Consider the following 20,168-nt stretch of genomic DNA (forward strand, 5'->3'; position numbering starts at 1 on the left):
CTTATGGTCAGCGGTGCTTCGTTGTGCAGCGACTCCAGACGTCCAGAGCCTCGGGAGCTAGAGCCAGCCAAGGCATTTCCAACGCGGTCCGGCCGACGCGCAGCGGGCCGCGATCCGGCTCAGCCGATGCGCGAGATCTTCAGCAACAGCCGCAAGTCGTTGAGGATCGACTTGCCGTTGGCCCCGGCGCCGTAGCGCAGCACCAGGTTGCCGTGCGGGTCGACGATCCACAGCTGCGCGGCGCCGTCGGGCTGGGCCTGTCGATAGCGCTGCGGGTCCAGCGGGTAGCGCTGCAATTGCGGGTACTCGCGGCGCAGGCGGCTGGCGTATGCCTCGTCCAGCGGCTGCGCGCTGGCCAGCGCATGGCTGCCGCGGTCGGCATCGCGCCCCAGGCCGATGTTGATCTGCCGGGCCAGGTAGACCAGTTGCCGGCAATCCTCGGCGCAGCCTTGCGGCGCAGTGACCAGCAGTTGCCAGTGGCGGTCATCGCCCTGCACGCCGAGGCTGGCGCGGCTCTGGCCGTCACCCAGCAGCTCGCCATGGTAGTTGCGCCCGTCGGGCACCCAGAAGCGCCACTGGTACATCGCGGTGGCGAGCACCATCGGCCCGATCACCACGAAGAGGATCAGCAGCAGTTGCAGACGGCCGCGCCGCGGCGGTGCCTCATTCAGGGCGTAGGCTGAGTGCATGGCGAGTCTCCCGCGCGTTGTGGATTCCGAGGTAGACGAACAGGGCGACGAGCGCCGCGGCCAGGGCGAACCACTGCACGGCGTAGCCGAGGTGACGCTCCGGGCCCATGGCGACGATCGGCCAGTCGACCGCGTAGCTGGCCGGTCCGGGTTCCAGGCGCAGCTCGTCGGCCAGCCCGTCGATACCCAGCTCGCGCCAGAGGCCGGCGGTGTCGACGTGGTTGACCAGCCGCGGCCAGTCGTGGCCCTGGATGTCCTTCAGTTCGAAGCTCGCGCCCGGCGGCTGGTAGAGCCAGGCGACCAGCGTCTGCGCGCCGTCCGGCGTACTGAAGCGCACCCGGTCGCGGCGGTCCGGCCAGGCCAGCCAGCCGCGGTTGACGAGGACCCAGCGGCCGCTGTCGGTGTCGCGGAACGGCTGCAGCAGTTCGACGCCGGCCTGCCCGGCCTGGATGCGGTTATCCAGCAGCACGCTGTGGCGTTCGTCGAAATGACCGTGCAGGCGCACGCGGCGGAAGGCCCTGTCCGGCATCGCCTGCAAACGCGCCAGCTCGAGCGGCGCGGCGTTGCGCCGGGCCTCGTAGTCGCCCAGCAGTTCGCGCTTCTGCTCGGCGCGCGACAGTTGCCAGCAGCCCAGGCCGAGCAGCACCGGCAGCAGCGCCAGCACCACCAGGCTGGGCAGCCAGCCGGGCTGGAAGCGCCGCCGGGCGCCGGCCCGGAGGCCGGAGAGCGAGTGACTATACTGCACCGCGTTGCCCCTCCTCGGAGTCCGCCATGCTCAAGGCCGCGATCCTCCTGTTGCTGCTCGCCACACTGGTCAGCCTGTTCAGCGGGCTGTTCTTCCTGGTCAAGGACCAGGGCCGGGGCCAGCGCCTGCTCGGCTCCCTCTACCTCCGCGCCACCTGCGCCGCACTGACCCTGGCGCTGGTCGCCTGGGGTTTCTACAGCGGCCAGCTGACTTCGCAGGTGGCCTGGTAGCGCCCTCCGGCCTGAAGCTCACCCTACAACCTGCGCCCTGCGTTGCCCTCAGAGCACGTAGACGAAGACGAAAAGCCCGATCCACACCACGTCGACGAAGTGCCAGTACCAGCTCGCCGCCTCGAAACCAAAATGCTGATCGGCGCTGAAATGCCCGCGCAGGATGCGCACCAGCATCACCGTGAGGATCAGCGCGCCCATGGTCACGTGGGCGCCGTGGAAGCCGGTGAGCATGAAGAAGGTGGCGCCGTAGATCCCCGAACCGAGGGTCAGGCCCAGCTCGTGATACGCCTCGATGTACTCGGTGACCTGCAGGGCGATGAAGCTCGCGCCGAGCAGGATGGTCGCCGCCAGCCAGAGCTTGAGTGGCTTGCGCTGCCCCTTCTTCAGCGCGTGGTGGGCGAAGGTCACGGTGAAGCTGGAGCTGACCAGCAGCAGCGTGTTGATCAGCGGCAGCTTCCAGGGGTCAATCACGCCCTTGGGCGCCGGGAAGAGTTTCGGGTCGGGGTTGTTCAACAGTGGCCAGCTGTACTCGAAGTTAGGCCAGAGCATGTGCGCCACGCCCTTGGCGCCGTCGCCGGCCAGCCAGGGACCGGCCCAGTAGCGCACGTAGAACAGCACGCCGAAGAACGCGGCGAAGAACATCACCTCGGAAAAGATGAACCAGCCCATGCCCCAGCGGAACGAGCGGTCCATCTGCGCGCTGTAGAGCCCGGCACGGCTCTCGCGCACGACGTTGCCGAACCAGCCGAACAGCATGTAGGCGATGAACAGCGCGCCGACGAAGAAGATCAGCGGGCCGTGGGATTTCTCCCGCGCCGCCGACAGGTCGTTGAACCAGGTGCCCAGGCCGAACACCGTGATCAGCAGGCCGAGGGTGGCGATGATCGGCCATTTGCTCTGCGCCGGGACGTAATACTCTTCATGGGGTGGCGTCATTTTTCTTCTCCTTGGCCCCTGCTCAACCGCCGTTGAGGGCGACGGGCGGCTTGCGCGCGGTGATGTCGAACAGGGTGTAGGCCAGCGTCAGGTGATGCACGTCGCGCGGCAGGTCGCGGTCGACGATGAAGCGCACCGGCATCTCGATGCGCTCGCCCGGCTGCAGCATCTGCTGGGTGAAGCAGAAGCACTCGGTCTTGTGGAAGTACGCCGCCGCTTCCGAAGGCGCGATGCTGGGTATCGCCTGCGCGGTCATCGGCCGGTCGCTCGGGTTGCGCGCGACGAAGAGCATCTCACCCACCGCGCCGGGGCTGAGCACCAGCTCGTCGGCCTTGGGATGGAACTCCCAGCCCATGTCGGCTGAATTGGTGGCGAGGAACTGCACGCGCACCTGGCGCGCCTCGTCCACCACCTGGCTGCCCTGATAGGCATTGCCGGACGGCTTGCCGTTGATGCCGAAGGCGTCGCACATCACGTCGTAGAGCGGCACCAGGGCGAAGCCGAAGGCGAACATCGCCACCACCAGGACCAGCAGCCGACCGATCAGGCGACGGGTGGGAAGGGTCTCGCTCATGGCAACACCTCGTCGCCCGGCCCCTTGCGGTGTTCGTGCACCGGGTTCATGTCCGGCGGCACCTGGAAGGTGTGGTAGGGCGCCGGCGAGGGGATCGTCCATTCCAGGCCTTCGGCGCCGTCCCAGGGTTTGGCCGGCGCCGGCTTGCCGCCGCGGATGCACTTGATGACGATGAACAGGAAGAAGATCTGCGTGGCGCCGAAGGTGAAGGCGCCGATCGAGGAGATCATGTTGAAGTCGGCGAACTGCAGGTTGTAGTCCGGAATCCGCCGCGGCATGCCGGCGAGGCCAACGAAGTGCATCGGGAAGAACGCCACGTTCATGCCGACGAAGCTCAGCCAGAAATGCAGCTTGCCAAGGGTTTCGTCGTACATGTGCCCGGTCCACTTCGGCAGCCAGTAGTAGGCCGAGGCGAAGATGCCGAAGATCGCGCCGGGCACCAGCACGTAGTGGAAGTGCGCCACCACGAAATAGGTGTCGTGGTACTGGAAATCCGCCGGGGCGATGGCCAGCATCAGCCCGGAGAAGCCGCCGATGGTGAACAGGATGACGAAGGCCACGGCGAACAGCATCGGCGTCTCGAAGCTCAGCGAGCCCTGCCACATGGTGCTCACCCAGTTGAACACCTTCACCCCGGTCGGCACGGCGATCAGCATGGTCGCGTACATGAAGAACAGCTCGCCCACCAACGGAATGCCGACCACGAACATGTGGTGCGCCCAGACGATGAACGAGAGGAAGGCGATGGCCGCGGTGGCGTAGACCATCGAGGTGTAGCCGAACAGCGGCTTGCGCGAGAACGCCGGGATGATCGAGCTGACCGCGCCGAACGCGGGCAGGATCATGATGTACACCTCGGGGTGGCCGAAGAACCAGAACACGTGCTGGAACAGCACCGGGTCGCCGCCGCCGGCCGCGCTGAAGAAGCTGGTGCCGAAGTGGATGTCCATCAGCATCATGGTCACCACGCCGGCCAGCACCGGCATCACCGCGATCAGCAGAAAGGCGGTGATCAGCCAGGTCCAGACGAACAGCGGCATCTTCATCAGCGTCATGCCGGGCGCGCGCAGGTTGAGGATGGTGGCGATCACGTTGATCGCACCCATGATCGAGCTGATGCCCATCAGGTGGATGGCGAAGATGAAGAAGGTGACGCTCTCCGGCGCGTAGGTGGTGGACAGCGGCGCATAGAAGGTCCAGCCGAAGTTCGGCCCGCCGCCCTCCATGAACAGCGTGCTCACCAGCAGACCGAAGGCCGCCGGCAGCAGCCAGAAGCTGAAGTTGTTCATCCGCGGCAGCGCCATGTCCGGCGCGCCGATCATCAGCGGGATCATCCAGTTGGCCAGGCCGACGAAGGCCGGCATCACCGCGCCGAAGACCATGATCAGGCCATGCATGGTGGTCATCTGGTTGAAGAATTCCGGCTGCACGATCTGCAGCCCCGGCTGGAACAGCTCGGCGCGGATCACCATCGCCATCGAGCCGCCGAGCAGGAACGCGCAGAAGCTGAACCACAGGTACATCGAGCCGATGTCCTTGTGGTTGGTGGTCAGCACCCAGCGCATCAGCCCCTTAGCCGGGCCGTGGTGGTGGTCGCCGTGGGCCTGTTCGACATGGCCCGGTTCTACGCGACCCGGTTCGATGACTGCGCTCATGTCGTCACTCCTCGGATTGTTTCAGGGCCAGCACGTCTTTGGGCGTGACCATGTCGCCCTTGGCGTTGCCCCAGGCGTTGCGTTCGTAGGTGACCACGGCGGCGATGTCGACTTCCGAAAGCTGCTTGCCGAACGCCGCCATCGCGGTGCCGGGCTTGCCGTGGAAGACGATGCTCAGGTGCGCCTCGATCGGGCCGGTGGCGATCTTCGAGCCCTTCAGCGCCGGGAACATCGGCGGCAGGCCCTGGCCCTCGGGCTGGTGACAGGCGGCGCAGGTGGTGTGGTAGACCTTGTCGCCACGCGCCACCAGCTCTTCCAGCGTCCAGTCCTTGGCGGTGAGTTCCTTGACCTTGGCCGCCTCGGCCTTCTTGGTGCCGAGCCAGGCGTCGAAGTCCTCCTTGCTCTTCGCCTCCACCACCACCGGCATGAAGCCATGGTCCTTGCCGCACAGCTCGGTGCACTGGCCGCGGTAGATGCCGGGCGCATCGATGCGCGTCCAGGATTCGTTGATGAAGCCGGGAATGGCGTCCTTCTTCACCGCCAGCGCCGGCACCCACCAGGAATGGATGACGTCGGCGCCGGTGATCAGGAAGCGCACCTTGGTGCCGACCGGCAGCACCAGCGGCTCGTCCACCTCCAGCAGGTAGTGCTCGTCCTTGGCCTGCTGGTTGTTGATCTGCTCGCGCGGCGTGGCCAGGTTGCTGAAGAACTCGACGTCCTGGCCCAGGTACTTGTAGTGCCACTTCCACTGGTAGCCGGTGATCTGCACGTCCAGCTCGGATTCGGTGGGGTCGTAAATGTGGATCAGCGTGCGCGTGGCCGGCACGGCCATGACGATCAGGATCAGCAGCGGCACCACCGTCCAGAGGATTTCGACGCGGGTGTTCTCGTGGAAGTGCGCGGGCTGCTGCCCGCTGGAGCGGCGGTGGATGAGCATCGACCAGAACATCGCGCCGAAGACCAGCACGCCGATGACGACGCAGATCCAGAAGATGGTCATGTGCAGATCGAAGACCGAGCGGCTGACCTCGGTCGCACCGGGCTGCATGTTCACCGTCCAGGCCGCCTGGGCCTGGCCGATCAGCAACCACAGCGACGTGCACATCCAGACACGTGGATGTCGCATCATTGCGGGTTCCCCTTCTTGTTCTTGTTATTTCCGCCAGCACGGCTGGTGGCCAAGGGAACGGCTGCGAGACTACGAACTTCGACGGCCGATAAACCTCGGCAGGTGCACGCCGGGCTTCTCAGGTAACGCCTTTCGAATCCGAGTATAGACACCGACTCGCAGGCTGCAACGCAGGCGTTGCAGGCACTTTGGCGTTATATCCGCGTCGCATAACCGTGTTGTAATTATGACGATCCGGTCTGATGTACCTGATCGGAACGGCTATGTTGTCTGCTTCATTCGCCATCCCGGAGCCTTCATGAACACCCTCGCCTTGCGCGATCTGATCCAGCGTGCCCAGCGCCAGGAAACCACCACCGGCGACCTCGCCCGGCAGATCGAGGCGCGGCTGTTGCGCCTGCACCCGTCGATCCAGCTGGGCGTGCACGATCATCGCGGGGTGCTCACGCGCTTCGTCGAGCGCTATGTCGAACAGGTTCCGGCGATGCTGGAGGCGGCCGCTCGGGTAGCGGAGGACGCCGGCCTCGAGGCGCAAGTGAAGCCGCTGCTGGCAACCGCCAACACCTTCTTCGTCGGGCCCGGCGCACCAGTGGAGCGCAAGGACCTCGGCGCGCTGCTCGACGCCGCCTACCTCGCCCATCGCCTGGTAGAGGAGATCAACGACCGCTACATCACCCACCTCGGCCGGCCGCTGACGCCGCTGGATACCACGGTGGCCAATCTGATCGCCCACCAGCTGATCGGCGAGCGCTATGCCAACGATCTGGACCGGGCGGTCGCCGGCGCGGTGGCCGGGCAACTCGGTGCCGAGGTGTTCGAGCGCAGCTCGGTGCGGGCGTACCGGTTGCAGGTGGAGCTGCAGGAAGACGGCGCCGACTGGCCCGAGCTGGCGCGGCAACTCGGCGTCACCCTGGCGCTCGACCTGGCGGAAAGCGCCGAAAGCCTGCCGCGCCCGGACGACGCCGCGCCGGCTACAGCAGGCTCATCTGCCTACCGGGCACACTGAACAGGCTGCAATCCAGTCCCTCGTCGCCGCTGCGCTTATCCAGGCCCAGGCGCCGGCTGGCGAGCTTGAAACGCTGCGCCAGCAGGTCGGCGAAATGCCCCTCGCCACGCATCCGCGTACCGAAGCGGCTGTCGTAGTCCTTCCCACCGCGGGACTGGCGGATCAGGCTCATCACATGCTCGGCGCGCTCGGGAAAGTGCGCCGCCAGCCACTCCTCGAACAGCCCGGCGATCTCCAGCGGCAGACGCAGCAAGACGTAGCCGGCCGAGCGCGCGCCCGCATCGCGCGCGGCTTCCAGCATCGCCTCCAGCTCGCGGTCGTTGATCATCGGGATGATCGGCGCGGTCATCACGCTCACCGGTATGCCGTGCTCGTGCAGCGTGCGCATCGCCCGCAGGCGCGCGCCGGGCGAGGCGGCACGCGGCTCCATGATGCGTTTCAGCTCGTCGTCCAGGGTGGTCAGGCTGAACGCCACGCTGACCAGGCGCTGGCTGGCCAGCTCCTGCAGCAGGTCGAGGTCGCGCAGGATCAGCGAGCCCTTGGTGATGATGTGCAGCGGGTGTTTGTGGCGCAGGAGGATTTCCAGCGCGCGGCGGGTCAGGCGCTGCTCGCGCTCGATCGGCTGGTAGGCGTCGGTGTTGATGCCCAGGGCGATCGGCTGCGGCACGTAGCCGGGCTTGGCCAACTGCTCCTCGAGCACCTCGGCGAGGTTGGTCTTGGCGATCAGCCGGGTCTCGAAATCGATCCCCGGCGAAAGGTCCCAGTAGGCGTGGCTGGGCCGGGCGAAACAATAGATGCAGCCGTGCTATGTTATTGGTTCCATCCTTCAAGATTGGTTAAAAAATGACCAAAAAGTGCTTTCCCTATGTTCGTTTCTCATCTACTCGTCAGGAAGATGGAAGCACCAGAACACGCCAAAACGAGCTTATAGAGGCGTTTGTGGCTAAGCACGGCTTGGAGGTAGATCGACACCTTGAAGACGCAGGAACGTCTGCTTTTCACAGTAAACACGCAGGATCAGAAGGTGTTCTAGGTCAGTTTCTCAAAGAGGTAAGGAAAGGAGAAATTGAGAAAGGTTCTTATTTATTGATCGAAAACTTTGATCGCCTTTCAAGAGACAAAATCGTTCGCAGTAATAAGATTTTCACGGATCTTCTATTTTCAGGCATCAAAATAGTCATTCTTGATAAAAACAAGATTTATGACGCAGATAATCTTGATTTTGGTGATTGGATTACTGCTCTTGTGGAATTTGAAAGGGCAAACGCAGAAAGTCAGCGTAAAAGTGATTTTTCAAGCAAGGCTTGGAAACTCAATAGAGATAAGATGCACAATGGTGAAATAGTCACTAAAAAAGTGCCCAATTGGTTAAAAGTAGAAAATAATACATTCATCATTGATGAAGTGAAAATCGACAGAATAAGAACACTTTTTAGACTTTCACTTTCCAAAGGCCTACAAGAAGCAACCAAAGAATACAACACCTTATACGGTGAAAAATTGGCTATTCATCAAGCCCAATACCTATTAGGTAATAGAAAGTTAATCGGTGAGCATCAGCCCCAAAAAATTCATCACAACGAAAATGGCCGGCTCATTAGAAAAGATGAAGGAAATCCCATTCCAGATTATTACCCGCAGGTAATAGATGAAGATTTATTTTTAAAGGTTCAATCAGTCATTACCTCCCGAAAACCTTTTTCGGGAAGATATTCAGCACAGCGATATAATGTTTTTCGTGATTTGATTTTTTGCCGCTTTTGTGGCGGAACTATTCGCTACATGAACAAAGGTGAAAGAGATTATTTCATTTGCACAAACTCGATGACAGGCAAATGTGGTTTAAAAGGCCAGCAGTCAATTAGAGGTAAAAAAGTATTCAGCCGCTTTTTTAAATTCACTAATGGCATCAATATCGGAACACTATTAGAAGAAAATACAAACGCCGATGAAATAAAAAATGAATTGATGAAATTAGAGAACCAAAAAACCAAAATCTCTAATCGTCTTGATGGTTTTAAATCTCAAATCAAAAAGATGATTTTGGAAGGTGAAACCATTCCAGAAACCTATAATGAAATTATTGTTGATTTAGAAAACAGCATCATTAAACTTGATGATGAAATTGAAATCAAAAATAAAGAACTCAATAAAATAATTTCTTCATTCAAGTCATTCTACGACTTAAAAGAAATTGACATAGAAAAAATCATCTATGACAAATCACAAGAAGCAATTGAAAAAAGAGTTCAATACAACAATGAACTAAAAAACATCATCAAGAAAATCCAGATTGATTACTTGAATGATATTTTACATGTAGAATTTTCCAACGGTGTAAATCGCCACATTCTTAATGATGAATTGGCAAATGAATACAATAAAGATGAAATAGAAAATGCTTGGGCTAGCGTAGTCAAATCAATAGCAAATAAGACTAATCCCCAATCTTAATTTACCAGTTTTAGCAAAGCCACTTTTCAGTGGCTTTTTTTATGCGTGCTATACACTCTTGAAAACATTTTAATGTGTGGTTTAATGAATTAGAGGACATATATAAAAGTAAGCCACTTATATATACCTGCTATGTATACAGTCCCATTTTTGCTACGCAAAAAAGTGACGGTATACGCAGGTTCCTGGCCGGAATGGCAGAAGCAAAAAATCAACAGCCACAAGAGGATACTATGAATGATAATTTACAGACTATTACGCTAACTAAAAGAGACCAAAACTATTCAAATCTTAATGGGCTGAATAGTTCAATGCTTCATTCTTTACGATTAGACCAAAATGAATATGATGAGTTTGAGCGTAACCCAAACGCTCAATTCAATAATAAGATTACATTCAAAGGTATCAGGCAAGATTTAACACCAGAACTTGCCAAGTCTATACATGTAGAATTTCAAGACTTCTTACAAACAAAAATAAGAGATACAGCAGCATCACAAGATATTGCTGGCGAAAAAGAAAAACTCCGCAAGTTAAAGTCCAAACTTAATAAATTCCTAAAAGAAACAGATGTGGATTCAATATCCAATTATGTTGAATCTGCTATGGAGTTGAAAAGTGAATTTATTCCTGATGAATACTCTTCACTTTTAAATGAGCACGGAATAAAGAGAATTAACCAAAGAATTGAGTTATTAGGCAACTATATAGATAAGAAAAAAGAAATTGAAACAACAATGCCTAATAGAGCAGTTTCGGACAATACCAACAGAATAAAAGAGGTTTTCTTAACAATACCATCAACCAACAATTTACCAATAACGGAAGAATATACAAAACTAACCCAGAGAGCACTATATACATTCTATAAAGAGAACTTTCCAAATAATGAAATAATTCTTGCCGTTGAGCATTTAGATGAGACATCTAACCACTCGCACATATTCATTGACCTTGAAAACTCGAAAACAAAGAAATATGACTTTAACGAGCAAGAACAAGAGTTCGCTTTAAATTACTACGAAACTCATAAAGAAATACTTGGGCTTGAAAGACCTCCTGTTCTTGAAGACTTCAAAATACCTAATAGAACAGAAGAAAGACAGAGAAAACGATATTTTGAAGAAAGACAATCTTGGAAGTCCAGCATATTACAAAAGGCATTTTATGAGCACTTTAATAAAATGGCATTGGAGTATGGATTAAAAGCCAAATTCCTACCTAAAAATGAAGAACAAAAATCAAGAATGCGAATTATTGAAGAGCAAGCAAAAAAACCAAAAAGCGAAAGGGCATTTAATTATTATACAAAACAAATTGATGATTTGATGAAGCAAATACAAGAAAGCAATATGGAACTTGAACAGAAAAACGAGTTAATCCAAAACAAAGAAGCACTGATTGAAAAATATGAAGGTAAACAATCGGAATTGATAAATGCTCTTAATGAAAAGATTGAAGAACAAAAAGCAAAAGATGCTGAAATCAAAAAGTCTAATCAGATTTTACAAGAGCAAAAAACCAAAATATCAAACAATAATGAAAGCATCTTAAATCTTAATAATGCAATATCCAGCAAGAGAATAGCAGTTAGTGAACTAAACAAAACACTAACCCAAAAAGATGCCGAATTAAAAACAGTCAAAGAAGATATTTCATCGGAACTTGCCAAACTTAAAAAAGCCGAAGAGAAAAATAAAAATGCTATGGCTGAAAATGAAAAGTTGAACAAAAGTAATAAAAGACTTCAACATATCAATGAAACTATAAACAATAAGTTAAGCGTAAATATCGCAAAATTAGACAGCCGTATGGATAAGATGGTAAGAGATATAAGGATTGGTAATTCTAGCGAACTTGACTATAAAATAATGAAGGAAGAAATAATTGATACAGTAAAACACTATGGCAAAGAAATGAGGAAGGACTTTTTATTCCATTGGGAAGCCAATATGCAAGATAAAGGGCTTGATTTCAATAAAGTTAAACCAGACATTAAAGACAATATAAAACTATGGTGCAGCGATAAATTAACAAGCACCCAAGTAATAGAGTTTGATGCAGAAGAAAAAGTAGAAGCAGCAAAAGCAAGAAAGAGAAGAAGACCAAACGCCTACTAATTTGACTTTAAATATTAAAGTGATACCATAATTATAAGTGAACCCCAAATGTAGTTAACATTTAGGGTTCGGCGTTGATACTGATAGCAGCAGTTTCAACTGGTATATATAGTTATAACATATAATATTACCATTTCAAGACCTGCCGCTAAAACTTCATCATAATTATAAATTCAGTATTCACGCCTTTCGCAATGTTGGAAAGCCTGAGTTAGTCCATTGTGAAAGCGAAGCCACTAGAAAGGGGGATTGGAAAGTGGCAACCCGCAAGCCATCGAAAGATGTTGAACAGGGTTCCAAGTGCCGCGATATAGGTACTAAGTGTTCAAAGTCTAAGAGGTAGTATCGCCGACTTAGACCCTGTTTTGAAAAATAGGTAAAGCGAAAACCGAGCATTAAATTCAGTTCTTTTTTACTGATTTTGCTAGGGAGAAGCAGCTTTACCTGTTTTTTGTTCTGAAAGAATAAAAAGCAGGTGAAGCTGCAAAGCTTAAAGCGAAAACCCCCTAGGGTTTTCAAGACACGCATACACACACGACACACACATATATACACGCATCACACCCCCGCAAACCCATACCAACACACATACACCAAGCAATACCCTCTAAAACCTCCAAAAACTGCCCATAATCGAGCGATTAGCATTGGCTTGGTGCTTTGGGTATCAAAAACAAGAATACGCCTTAAAATGGCTTATTTTTGATTGATGTGATGATGTTGATTTCTTGCCCTAAAAAATCGTAAACCTTGATTTTTCACGCCTTTAAAAAATGGCGTTTTTAGCGTGGTTTTTATTTCTGCATACTAATATACGAAGGAAAATAAATCGCTTAATTTTGACCCTTTTCCGTGAATGCACTAAAAAAGTGCATATCAATTTTTATATGTTTTTATCTCAATTTTTTGATATTTCATATTTCCCGACCTTCAAATTTTGGCTTAAAAACAGCAAAAATCGTTGTCAATAGGTAAATGAAAATATTTTTATCGTTCGACGAAAATCACTAAATAGCGTCCGACCTTAATTTTCTTTTCTGCTCTTTTTTCATCAGCACAACCGAGCACTTGCTCGGTACGCTTTCGCTCTATCTGGTCATTTTTCACACTTGAACAAGTTCAACCGTTCAAAACGACCTTGCTATTTTATTCCGAGCATTTTCCTACCTTCACCTATAATGTTAGAAAAATTAGTCCAATGCTCTTCTCTAATTATATTCCTTGGCACTTCATAGCCGGCGATATTCTCTATTCGTAAGAGAATGTCAGACGCATCAACAAAAGCACCTCCCTTACAAAGATATAAGAAATAAGTGACTGCGACGTGCATTGCCGCTTCGTCTGTAGTCATTTTTAAAGCCCACGCAGCTTCAATTAATTTTGAATATCTAACCGAGCTTTGGAAGTCTTGGTTTACATCAGCGTGAATTTTAAATTCTTTACTTAACTTAAAATCTGTTAGTTCAATGTAATTTGTTTTTCTTCGAGTAAACCACAACATCACTGCTCCTGTTTTATGCGATGTAGTGACTTAATACTATAGCGGCGTCATACGTTAAAGCTACAGGATTATGGCGATGGAACCTTTTGCAGAGCATATCCAGCCGTGCTCGCATCCGCGGTAGGGGTTCACCGAGCGCTCGAAGCCGACATCCGGCGAGCGGTTGTAGCTGATCACCGTCTTCGCCCGTTCGCTGCGCAGCTCCGTGGCGCGGCTTGGCGGCACGTCCTCCTCGTACCAGTCGCTGGGCTCGACCTCGCTGCGAGTCGGCGCGAAACGGTTGTGCGGATTGCTGGCGGTTCCGCGACCACGCGGTGGAAGAACACTCATTCTCGGCCTCTCGATAACTGTTCATGCATACAGTATTTAAGCGGATTCGCGCGGCCCCCGCAGCTGCCGTTCGGCACTCGGTCGCCGTGAGGGGCCATCGCCGGCGAACCGGAACCCCCGACGAACGGCGCAGTCGCATATCAACGAACGCCCGTTCGATTCGTGCAAGGAATTCGCATGCCCACCCGCCGTCCCGTCCTCCCGTTGCGTTGCCTGTACGCCCTGCTCGCGCTCGCCCTGCTGGGCGGTTGCGACGACGACGCCCCGCGCGAGGCGCAGAAGCCGCGGGTCTACGTGCAGCAGGTGGAGGTCGTGCCGCACGAGGCCAACGCCACCCTGACCGGCGACGTACAGGCCCGCGTGCAGACGCAACTGTCGTTCCGCGTCGGCGGCAAGATCATCGAGCGGCGGGTGGAAGTCGGCGATTCGGTCACCGCCAACCAGGTGCTCGCCCGGCTCGATCCCCAGGATCAGCGCAACAACGTGAGCGCCGCCGAGGCCGCGGTGGAGGCCGAAAAAGCCCGCCTGAAGCAGGCCGAGGCCGACCTCTGGCGTCAGCAGAAGCTGCTGCCCAAGGGCTACACAAGCCGCAGCGAATACGACTCCGCCCTCGCCGCACAGCGCAGCGCGAAGAACTCCCTGGCCGCCGCCGAGGCGCAGTTGGCCAGCGCCCGCGAACAGTTGTCCTACACCGACCTGGTGGCCGAGGCGAATGGCGTGATCACCGAGCGCCAGGCCGAGGTCGGCCAGGTGGTCCAGGCGACCGCGCCGATCTTCGGCCTGGCCCGCGACGGCGAGCGGGACGCGGTGTTCAACGTCTACGAATCGCTGGTCGCGCCGGAAGACGAGGTCGTCGAGGTGGCGCTGCTCGACGACCCCCGAGTGAAGGCACGCGGACGCGTGCGCGAAGTGACGCCGACGGTGTCCGCGCAGAGCGGCACGGTACAGGTGAAGATCGCCCTGGAGGACGTGCCGGACGGCATGCCGCTGGGGGCGGCGGTAACCGCGCGGATCACCGCCGGCGAGCAGAGCAGCGTGGTGCTGCCCTGGGCGGCCCTGACCAAGAAGGAAAGCCGGCCGGCGGTGTGGCGGGTCGGCGCCGACGGCAAGGTCGATCTGCAGGCGGTGAAGGTGTCGCGTTACGCCACCGGCGAGGTGGTGATCGCCAACGGCCTGCAATCCGGTGCGCGGGTGGTGATCGCGGGCGGCCAGTTGCTGCATCCCGGCCAGCAGGTGGAGATCGCCGAACAGGAGCAGAAGCCATGAGCGCACGCCTGTTGGCCGGCCTGCTCGCCGGCCTCGCCCTCGCCGGTTGCGGCAACGACGAGCCGGCGCCGGCAGCGGTGCGCCCGGTGCTCTACAGCGAAGTCCAGGCACAGGCCGAGCAGAGCCTCGGGCGCTTCGCCGGGATCATCCAGGCGCGCTACGAAACCACGCTGGGTTTCCGCGTCGGCGGGCGCATCGCCCAGCGCCTGGCGGACGTGGGCACCGAGGTGAAGGCCGGCACCCGGCTGGCGACCCTCGACCCCACCGACCAGCAGAACGAGTTGCGCGCCAGCCAGGGCGAACTGGCGCGCAGCGAAGCGCAATGGATCAACGCCCAGGCCAACGCGCGCCGGCAGCAGGAACTGTTCGACCGCGGCGTCGGCGCCAAGGCGACCCTCGAACAGGCGCAGACCGAGCTCAAGACCCTCGCCGCGGCGCGCGACCAGGCCGCGTCCCGCGTGCAGCAGTCCAGCGATCGCCTCGGCTACAGCACGCTGAGCAGCGACTACGACGGCGTGGTCACCGCCTGGCACGCCGAAGCCGGGCAGGTGGTGGCCGCCGGGCAGGACGTCGTGACCCTGGCGCGCCCCGACGTGAAGGAAGCGGTGTTCGACCTGCCGGCCAACCTCGCCGACGCGTTGAGCCCCGACCTGCGCTTCGAGGTCGCCGCACAACTCGACCCGGACGCGCGCACCACCGGCACCCTGCGCGAGATCGAACCGCAGGCGGATTCCGCCACCCGTACCCGCCGCGTGCGCCTGACCCTGGCCGACACGCCGCCGGCGTTCCTGCTCGGCACCGCGGTCAGCGTGACCCTGCAGCAGAAGGTCGCGCCACGCAGCCAGCTGCCGCTCAGCGCCCTGCAGGAAGTGGACGGCAAGACCCGCGTCTGGGTGATCGACCGGCAGAGCATGACGGTGGCGCCGCGCGAGGTGACGCTGCTCGCCCGCGACGAGCGCAGCATCACCGTGGATGGCCAGTTGCAGCCCGGCGAGCGGGTGGTGATCGCCGGCCTCGGCGAACTCAAGCCCGGACAGGCCGTGAAGATGGACGAGGGCGTACAGCCATGACGGACCGCGACGACAAGCACGACGATGCACGCAGCGGCGGCTTCAACCTCTCGGAATGGGCGCTGCGCCACCAGTCGTTCGTCTGGTACCTGATGTTCGTCGGCCTGCTAATGGGGTTGTTCTCTTACAAGAACCTCGGCCGCGAGGAAGACCCGTCCTTCACCATCAAGACCATGGTGATCCAGACCCGCTGGCCCGGCGCCACGGTGGACGAAACGCTCAACCAGGTCACCGACCGCATCGAGAAGAAGCTCGAGGAACTCGACTCGCTGGACTACGTGAAGAGCTACACGCGACCGGGCGAGTCCACCATCATGGTGTTCCTGCGCGATACCACGGACGCCGAGGACATCCCGGAAATCTGGTACCAGGTGCGCAAGAAGGTCGACGACATCCGCGGCGAGTTTCCCCAGGGCATCCAGGGCCCGGCGTTCAACGACGAGTTCGGCGACGTGTACGGCTCGATCTACGCCTTCACCGCCGACGGCCTGAGCTTCCGCCAGCTGCGCGACTACGTCGAGCGGGTGCGCGCGGAAATCCGCAGCGTCGAAAACCTCGGCAAGGTGGAGATGGTCGGCGCCCAGGACGAAGTGATCTACCTCGACTTCTCCACCCGCAAGCTGGCCGCCCTCGGCATCGACCAGGCCCAGGTGATGCAGAGCCTGCAGGCGCAGAACGCGGTGACGCCGTCCGGCGTGATCGAGGCCGGGCCGGAGCGCATTTCCGTGCGCACCAGCGGCCAGTTCGCCTCGGAGAAGGACCTGGAGCAGGTCAACCTGCGCCTCGACGACCGCTTCTACCGGCTCTCCGACATCGCGCAGATCCGCCGCGGCTACGTCGACCCGCCGCAGATGCTGTTCCGCTACGACGGCAAGCCGGCCATCGGCCTGGCCATCGCGATGAAGGACGGCGGCAACATTCAGGTGTTCGGCAAGGCGCTGCACGAGAAGATGGCCGCGCTGAGCGCCGCGCTGCCGCTGGGCGTAGGCGTGCACAAGGTGTCCGACCAGGCCGAAGTGGTCGAGGAAGCCGTCGGCGGCTTCACCCGTGCGCTGTTCGAGGCGGTGGTGATCGTGCTGATCGTCAGCTTCGTCAGCCTCGGCGTGCGCGCCGGCCTGGTGGTGGCCTGCTCGATCCCGCTGGTGCTGGCGATGGTCTTCGTGTTCATGGAGTACAGCGGTATCACCATGCAGCGGATTTCCCTCGGCGCGCTGATCATCGCCCTCGGTCTGCTGGTGGACGATGCGATGATCACCGTGGAGATGATGGTCACGCGCCTGGAAGAAGGCGACACGCTGAAGGAGGCGGCGACCTTCGCCTACACCTCCACCGCCTTCCCGATGCTCACCGGCACCCTGGTCACCGTGGCCGGCTTCGTGCCCATCGGCCTCAACGCCAGCTCGGCGGGCGAATACACCTTCACCCTATTCGCGGTGATCGCCGTGGCGCTGCTGGTGTCCTGGGTGGTGGCGGTGTTCTTCGCCCCGGTGATCGCCGTGCACATCCTGAAGAAGAACCTGAAATCCAAGTCGGACCAACCCGGCCGCATCGCCCGCGCCTTCGACCGTGGCCTGCTGCTCGCCATGCGTCACCGCTGGTGGACCATCGGCCTGACCCTGCTGCTGTTCGCCGCCTCGCTGTTCGGCATGCGCTTCGTACAGAACCAGTTCTTCCCCTCTTCGGACCGCCCGGAAGTGCTGGTCGACCTCAACCTGCCGCAGGGAGCCTCGATCAACGAGACGCGCCTGCAGGTCGACCGCCTGGAAGCGACGCTCAAGGACGACCCGGACATCGCCCGCTGGAGCACCTACATCGGCCAGGGCGCGTTGCGTTTCTACCTGCCGCTGGACCAGCAGTTGCAGAACCCCTTCTATGCGCAGCTGGTGATCGTCAGCAAGGACCTGGAAGCACGGGGCCGGCTGATGGAAAAACTCCGCCAGCGCCTGCGCCAGGACTTCGTCGGCATCGGCAGCTTCGTCCAGCCGCTGGAGATGGGCCCGCCGGTGGGGCGGCCGATCCAGTACCGCATCAGCGGCAAGGACATCGACCAGGTGCGCAAGCACGCCCTCGACCTCGCCGGCCTGCTCGACGCCAACCCGAACATCGGCGAGATCGTTTACGACTGGAGCGAGCCGGGCAAGGTGCTGCGCATCGACGTGGCCCAGGACAAGGCGCGCCAGCTCGGGCTGTCCTCCGAGGACGTGGCGAACATCATGAACGGCGTGGTCACCGGCGCCAGCGTCACCCAGGTGAAGGACGACATCTACCTGATCAACGTGATCGGCCGCGCCGAGGACGCCGAGCGCGGCTCGCCGGAAACCCTGGAGAACCTGCAGATCGTCAACGCCAGCGGCGTGTCGATTCCCCTGCGCGCCTTCGCCACCCTCAGCTACGAGCTGGAGCAGCCGCTGGTCTGGCGCCGCGACCGCAAGCCGACGATCACCATCAAGGCGGCGGTCAACGGCGAGATCCAGCCGACCGACCTGGTCACCGAGCTGAAGCCGGCGATCGAGGAATTCGCCAGCAAGCTGCCCGACGGCTACCGGGTGGCCACCGGCGGCACGGTGGAGGAAAGCGGCAAGGCGCAGGGACCGATCGCCAAGGTACTGCCGCTGATGCTGTTCCTCATGGCGACCTTCCTGATGATCCAGCTGCACAGCGTGCAGAAGCTGTTCCTGGTGATCAGCGTGGCGCCGCTGGGGCTGATCGGCGTGGTCCTGGCGCTGGTGCCGACCGGCACGCCGCTGGGCTTCGTGGCGATCCTCGGGGTGCTGGCGCTGATCGGCATCATCATCCGCAACTCGGTGATCCTGGTGACCCAGATCGACGCCTTCGAGCGCGCCGGCTATTCGCCCTGGCGCGCGGTGATCGAGGCCACCGAGCACCGACGCCGGCCGATCCTGCTGACCGCCGCCGCGGCGAGCCTGGGGATGATCCCGATCGCCCGCGAGGTGTTCTGGGGCCCGATGGCCTACGCCATGATCGGCGGCATCTTCAGCGCGACGCTGCTGACCCTGCTGTTCCTCCCGGCGCTGTACGTCGCCTGGTACCGGATTCGCGAAGACGACACCGACCAGGAGCCCGCGAAAACCGCCTGACCTCGCAGAGCGTTCAGCGCTCCGCGAACGCTCTGGCACGGCCCTCTCGCCGAACTCTGCCGGCGCAACGCCGGTCCACTCCGGGTGAACGGGCTCAGCCCGAGGTTTCATTCGCGTTCGTACCGGCGCCCAACGGGCGGCCATTCCCGGCCGCAACGCGCGATGAAGCGTCGCCATACCCTGACGGAGGAACGCTGCGGATGCCGATCGACTGGAAAGACTACGTCTCCGATCCCTGGCTGCAATTGCTGATCGCCGCGCTGGTACTGATGGTCGTCGTGAGCATCGCCGCGCGCATTGCGGTGGCCGTGCTGAAGCGGGTGGCTAAGCACTTTTCCTTCGCACGGATTCTGCTCGATCACGTCGAGCAGGCGCTGCTCACGGTGGTGCCGTTGCTGGCGTTGCAGGGGCTGCTCGGCTCCGCCAGCGACGCGCTGCTGTGGATCAACGGGCTGCGCCACCTGACCACGCTGGCGCTGATCGCGGCGATCACCTGGTTCTTCATGGGCTGCGTGCGCGCGGTCGAGCAGAGCATCCTGATCAAGCACCCGCTGGACATCCGCGACAACCTCAACGCCCGCCGCATCCAGACGCAGACCCGCGTGCTGGTGCGCACGCTGTGGTTCCTGGTGCTGCTGCTCGGGGTCTCGGCGATGCTGATGACCTTCCCGCCGGTGCGCCAGATCGGCACCACCATCCTCGCCTCCGCCGGCCTCATCGGCCTGGCCGCCGGTCTCGCCGCCAAGCCGGTGCTGGGCAACCTGATCGCCGGCTTGCAGATCGCTGTCACCCAGCCGATCCGCATGGACGACGTGGTCATCGTCGAAGGCGAATGGGGCCGCATCGAGGAGATCACCGGCACCTACGTGGTGGTGCGCATCTGGGACGACCGGCGCATGGTGCTGCCGCTGCAGTGGTTCATCGAGAACCCGTTCCAGAACTGGACGCGCAAGGACGCCAGCATCCTCGGCTCGGTGTTTCTCTGGGTCGACTACCTGATTCCGCTGGAGCCGTTGCGCAGCGAACTGCAGCGCCTGTGCGAGGAAATCCCGCACCTGTGGGACGGCCGGGTAAGCGTTCTGCAGGTCACCGACACCTCGGAAAAGGCCATGCAGTTGCGCATTCTGGTCAGTTCGCCGGACGCCTCGCTGAACTTCGATGCGCGCTGCTACGTGCGTGAAAAGCTGATCGCCTTCATCGGCCGCGAGTTTCCGCAGTCCCTGCCGCAGCTGCGCACCGACATCCACAGCGACCTGGACCGCGGCAAGCCCACGCCCTCCCCCGAACACGCGCCGCCCACCGAGCCGGACCGGCAGCCGCCGGTCTAGGCGCCGCGCCGCGATTGTCGCGGTCCGCGTACTC

Annotated in this window: 15 protein-coding genes and 2 pseudogenes; 8 read left to right on the plus strand and 9 right to left on the minus strand. The window is 58.5% G+C overall.

Features of this window, described 5'->3' with window-relative positions:
- Positions 1-119 precede the first annotated feature (119 nt).
- Together QMX85_RS12725 and QMX85_RS12730 are read right to left on the minus strand one after the other, a co-directional pair.
- Positions 120-689 carry a hypothetical protein gene (locus QMX85_RS12725; protein WP_282341384.1) on the minus strand — a complete coding sequence of 190 codons (570 nt, stop codon included), beginning with the start codon at positions 687-689 and terminating at the stop codon, positions 120-122.
- Positions 664-1,434, minus strand: coding sequence for an SURF1 family protein (locus QMX85_RS12730; protein ID WP_282341386.1), 771 nt, complete (start codon positions 1,432-1,434; stop codon positions 664-666). Before QMX85_RS12730 ends, QMX85_RS12725 begins: the two co-directional genes overlap by 26 nt.
- 26 nt (positions 1,435-1,460) lie before the next feature.
- Here QMX85_RS12730 and QMX85_RS12735 point away from each other — a divergent pair, with 26 nt between their 5' ends.
- Positions 1,461-1,664, plus strand: a complete 204-nt coding sequence (locus QMX85_RS12735; protein WP_090224513.1) for a DUF2909 family protein — start codon at positions 1,461-1,463, stop codon at positions 1,662-1,664.
- Between the two features lie 48 nt (positions 1,665-1,712).
- Here the strand turns inward: QMX85_RS12735 and QMX85_RS12740 are convergent, their stop codons facing one another.
- The 4 genes from QMX85_RS12740 to coxB are packed head-to-tail and all read right to left on the minus strand — an operon-like array spanning position 1,713 to position 5,961.
- Positions 1,713-2,603 (minus strand): cytochrome c oxidase subunit 3, encoded by an 891-nt coding sequence (locus QMX85_RS12740; protein ID WP_273230989.1) that lies wholly within the window; start codon positions 2,601-2,603, stop codon positions 1,713-1,715.
- 22 nt (positions 2,604-2,625) lie between these two features.
- Complete coding sequence (locus QMX85_RS12745) at positions 2,626-3,177, minus strand: cytochrome c oxidase assembly protein (protein WP_282341389.1); 552 nt, start codon at positions 3,175-3,177, stop codon at positions 2,626-2,628.
- The gene (gene ctaD / locus QMX85_RS12750; protein ID WP_282341391.1) at positions 3,174-4,832 is read right to left on the minus strand and encodes a cytochrome c oxidase subunit I; all 1,659 of its coding nucleotides are present in this window, start codon (positions 4,830-4,832) and stop codon (positions 3,174-3,176) included. Before ctaD ends, QMX85_RS12745 begins: the two co-directional genes overlap by 4 nt.
- A 4-nt stretch (positions 4,833-4,836) precedes the next feature.
- Positions 4,837-5,961 (minus strand): cytochrome c oxidase subunit II, encoded by a 1,125-nt coding sequence (coxB, locus tag QMX85_RS12755; protein ID WP_282341393.1) that lies wholly within the window; start codon positions 5,959-5,961, stop codon positions 4,837-4,839.
- 298 nt (positions 5,962-6,259) lie between these two features.
- Between coxB and QMX85_RS12760 the strand changes: the two genes are divergently transcribed.
- Positions 6,260-6,967 (plus strand): hypothetical protein, encoded by a 708-nt coding sequence (locus QMX85_RS12760; protein WP_282341395.1) that lies wholly within the window; start codon positions 6,260-6,262, stop codon positions 6,965-6,967.
- Here QMX85_RS12760 and QMX85_RS12765 read toward each other — a convergent pair.
- Positions 6,933-7,772, minus strand: a pseudogene (locus tag QMX85_RS12765) (PA0069 family radical SAM protein); the annotation flags it as partial. The gene QMX85_RS12760 and the pseudogene QMX85_RS12765 sit on opposite strands and share 35 nt — an antisense overlap.
- A 38-nt stretch (positions 7,773-7,810) precedes the next feature.
- Here QMX85_RS12765 and QMX85_RS12770 point away from each other — a divergent pair.
- A complete protein-coding gene (locus tag QMX85_RS12770; RefSeq protein ID WP_282341397.1) occupies positions 7,811-9,421 on the plus strand; it encodes a recombinase family protein in 1,611 nt (536 codons plus the stop codon).
- 194 nt (positions 9,422-9,615) lie between these two features.
- The gene (locus tag QMX85_RS12775) at positions 9,616-11,541 is read left to right on the plus strand and encodes a hypothetical protein (protein WP_282341399.1); all 1,926 of its coding nucleotides are present in this window, start codon (positions 9,616-9,618) and stop codon (positions 11,539-11,541) included.
- A gap of 1,141 nt (positions 11,542-12,682) precedes the next feature.
- Here QMX85_RS12775 and QMX85_RS12780 read toward each other — a convergent pair.
- Both QMX85_RS12780 and QMX85_RS12785 read right to left on the minus strand, forming a co-directional pair.
- Entirely contained in the window at positions 12,683-13,042 is a 360-nt protein-coding gene (locus QMX85_RS12780) for a hypothetical protein (protein ID WP_282341401.1), read from the minus strand.
- Positions 13,043-13,114: 72 nt separating this feature from the next.
- Positions 13,115-13,372, minus strand: a pseudogene (locus QMX85_RS12785) (radical SAM protein); the annotation flags it as partial.
- 177 nt (positions 13,373-13,549) lie between these two features.
- Between QMX85_RS12785 and QMX85_RS12790 the strand changes: the two are divergent.
- From QMX85_RS12790 to QMX85_RS12805, 4 genes are all read left to right on the plus strand, one after another.
- A complete protein-coding gene (locus QMX85_RS12790; RefSeq protein WP_282341403.1) occupies positions 13,550-14,638 on the plus strand; it encodes an efflux RND transporter periplasmic adaptor subunit in 1,089 nt (362 codons plus the stop codon).
- Positions 14,635-15,708: an efflux RND transporter periplasmic adaptor subunit gene (locus QMX85_RS12795; protein ID WP_282341405.1), complete on the plus strand. Its 1,074-nt coding sequence runs from the start codon at positions 14,635-14,637 to the stop codon at positions 15,706-15,708. Before QMX85_RS12790 ends, QMX85_RS12795 begins: the two co-directional genes overlap by 4 nt.
- Positions 15,705-18,806, plus strand: a complete 3,102-nt coding sequence (locus tag QMX85_RS12800; RefSeq protein WP_282341406.1) for an efflux RND transporter permease subunit — start codon at positions 15,705-15,707, stop codon at positions 18,804-18,806. The genes QMX85_RS12795 and QMX85_RS12800 overlap by 4 nt, the downstream gene beginning before the upstream one ends.
- Positions 18,807-19,006: 200 nt before the next feature.
- Complete coding sequence (locus QMX85_RS12805; protein WP_348775232.1) at positions 19,007-20,134, plus strand: mechanosensitive ion channel family protein; 1,128 nt, start codon at positions 19,007-19,009, stop codon at positions 20,132-20,134.
- Positions 20,135-20,168: the final 34 nt, after the last annotated feature.

The sequence above is a fragment of the Pseudomonas sp. PS02288 genome, assembly GCF_029959715.1.
GTDB lineage: Bacteria > Pseudomonadota > Gammaproteobacteria > Pseudomonadales > Pseudomonadaceae > Pseudomonas_O > Pseudomonas_O kuykendallii.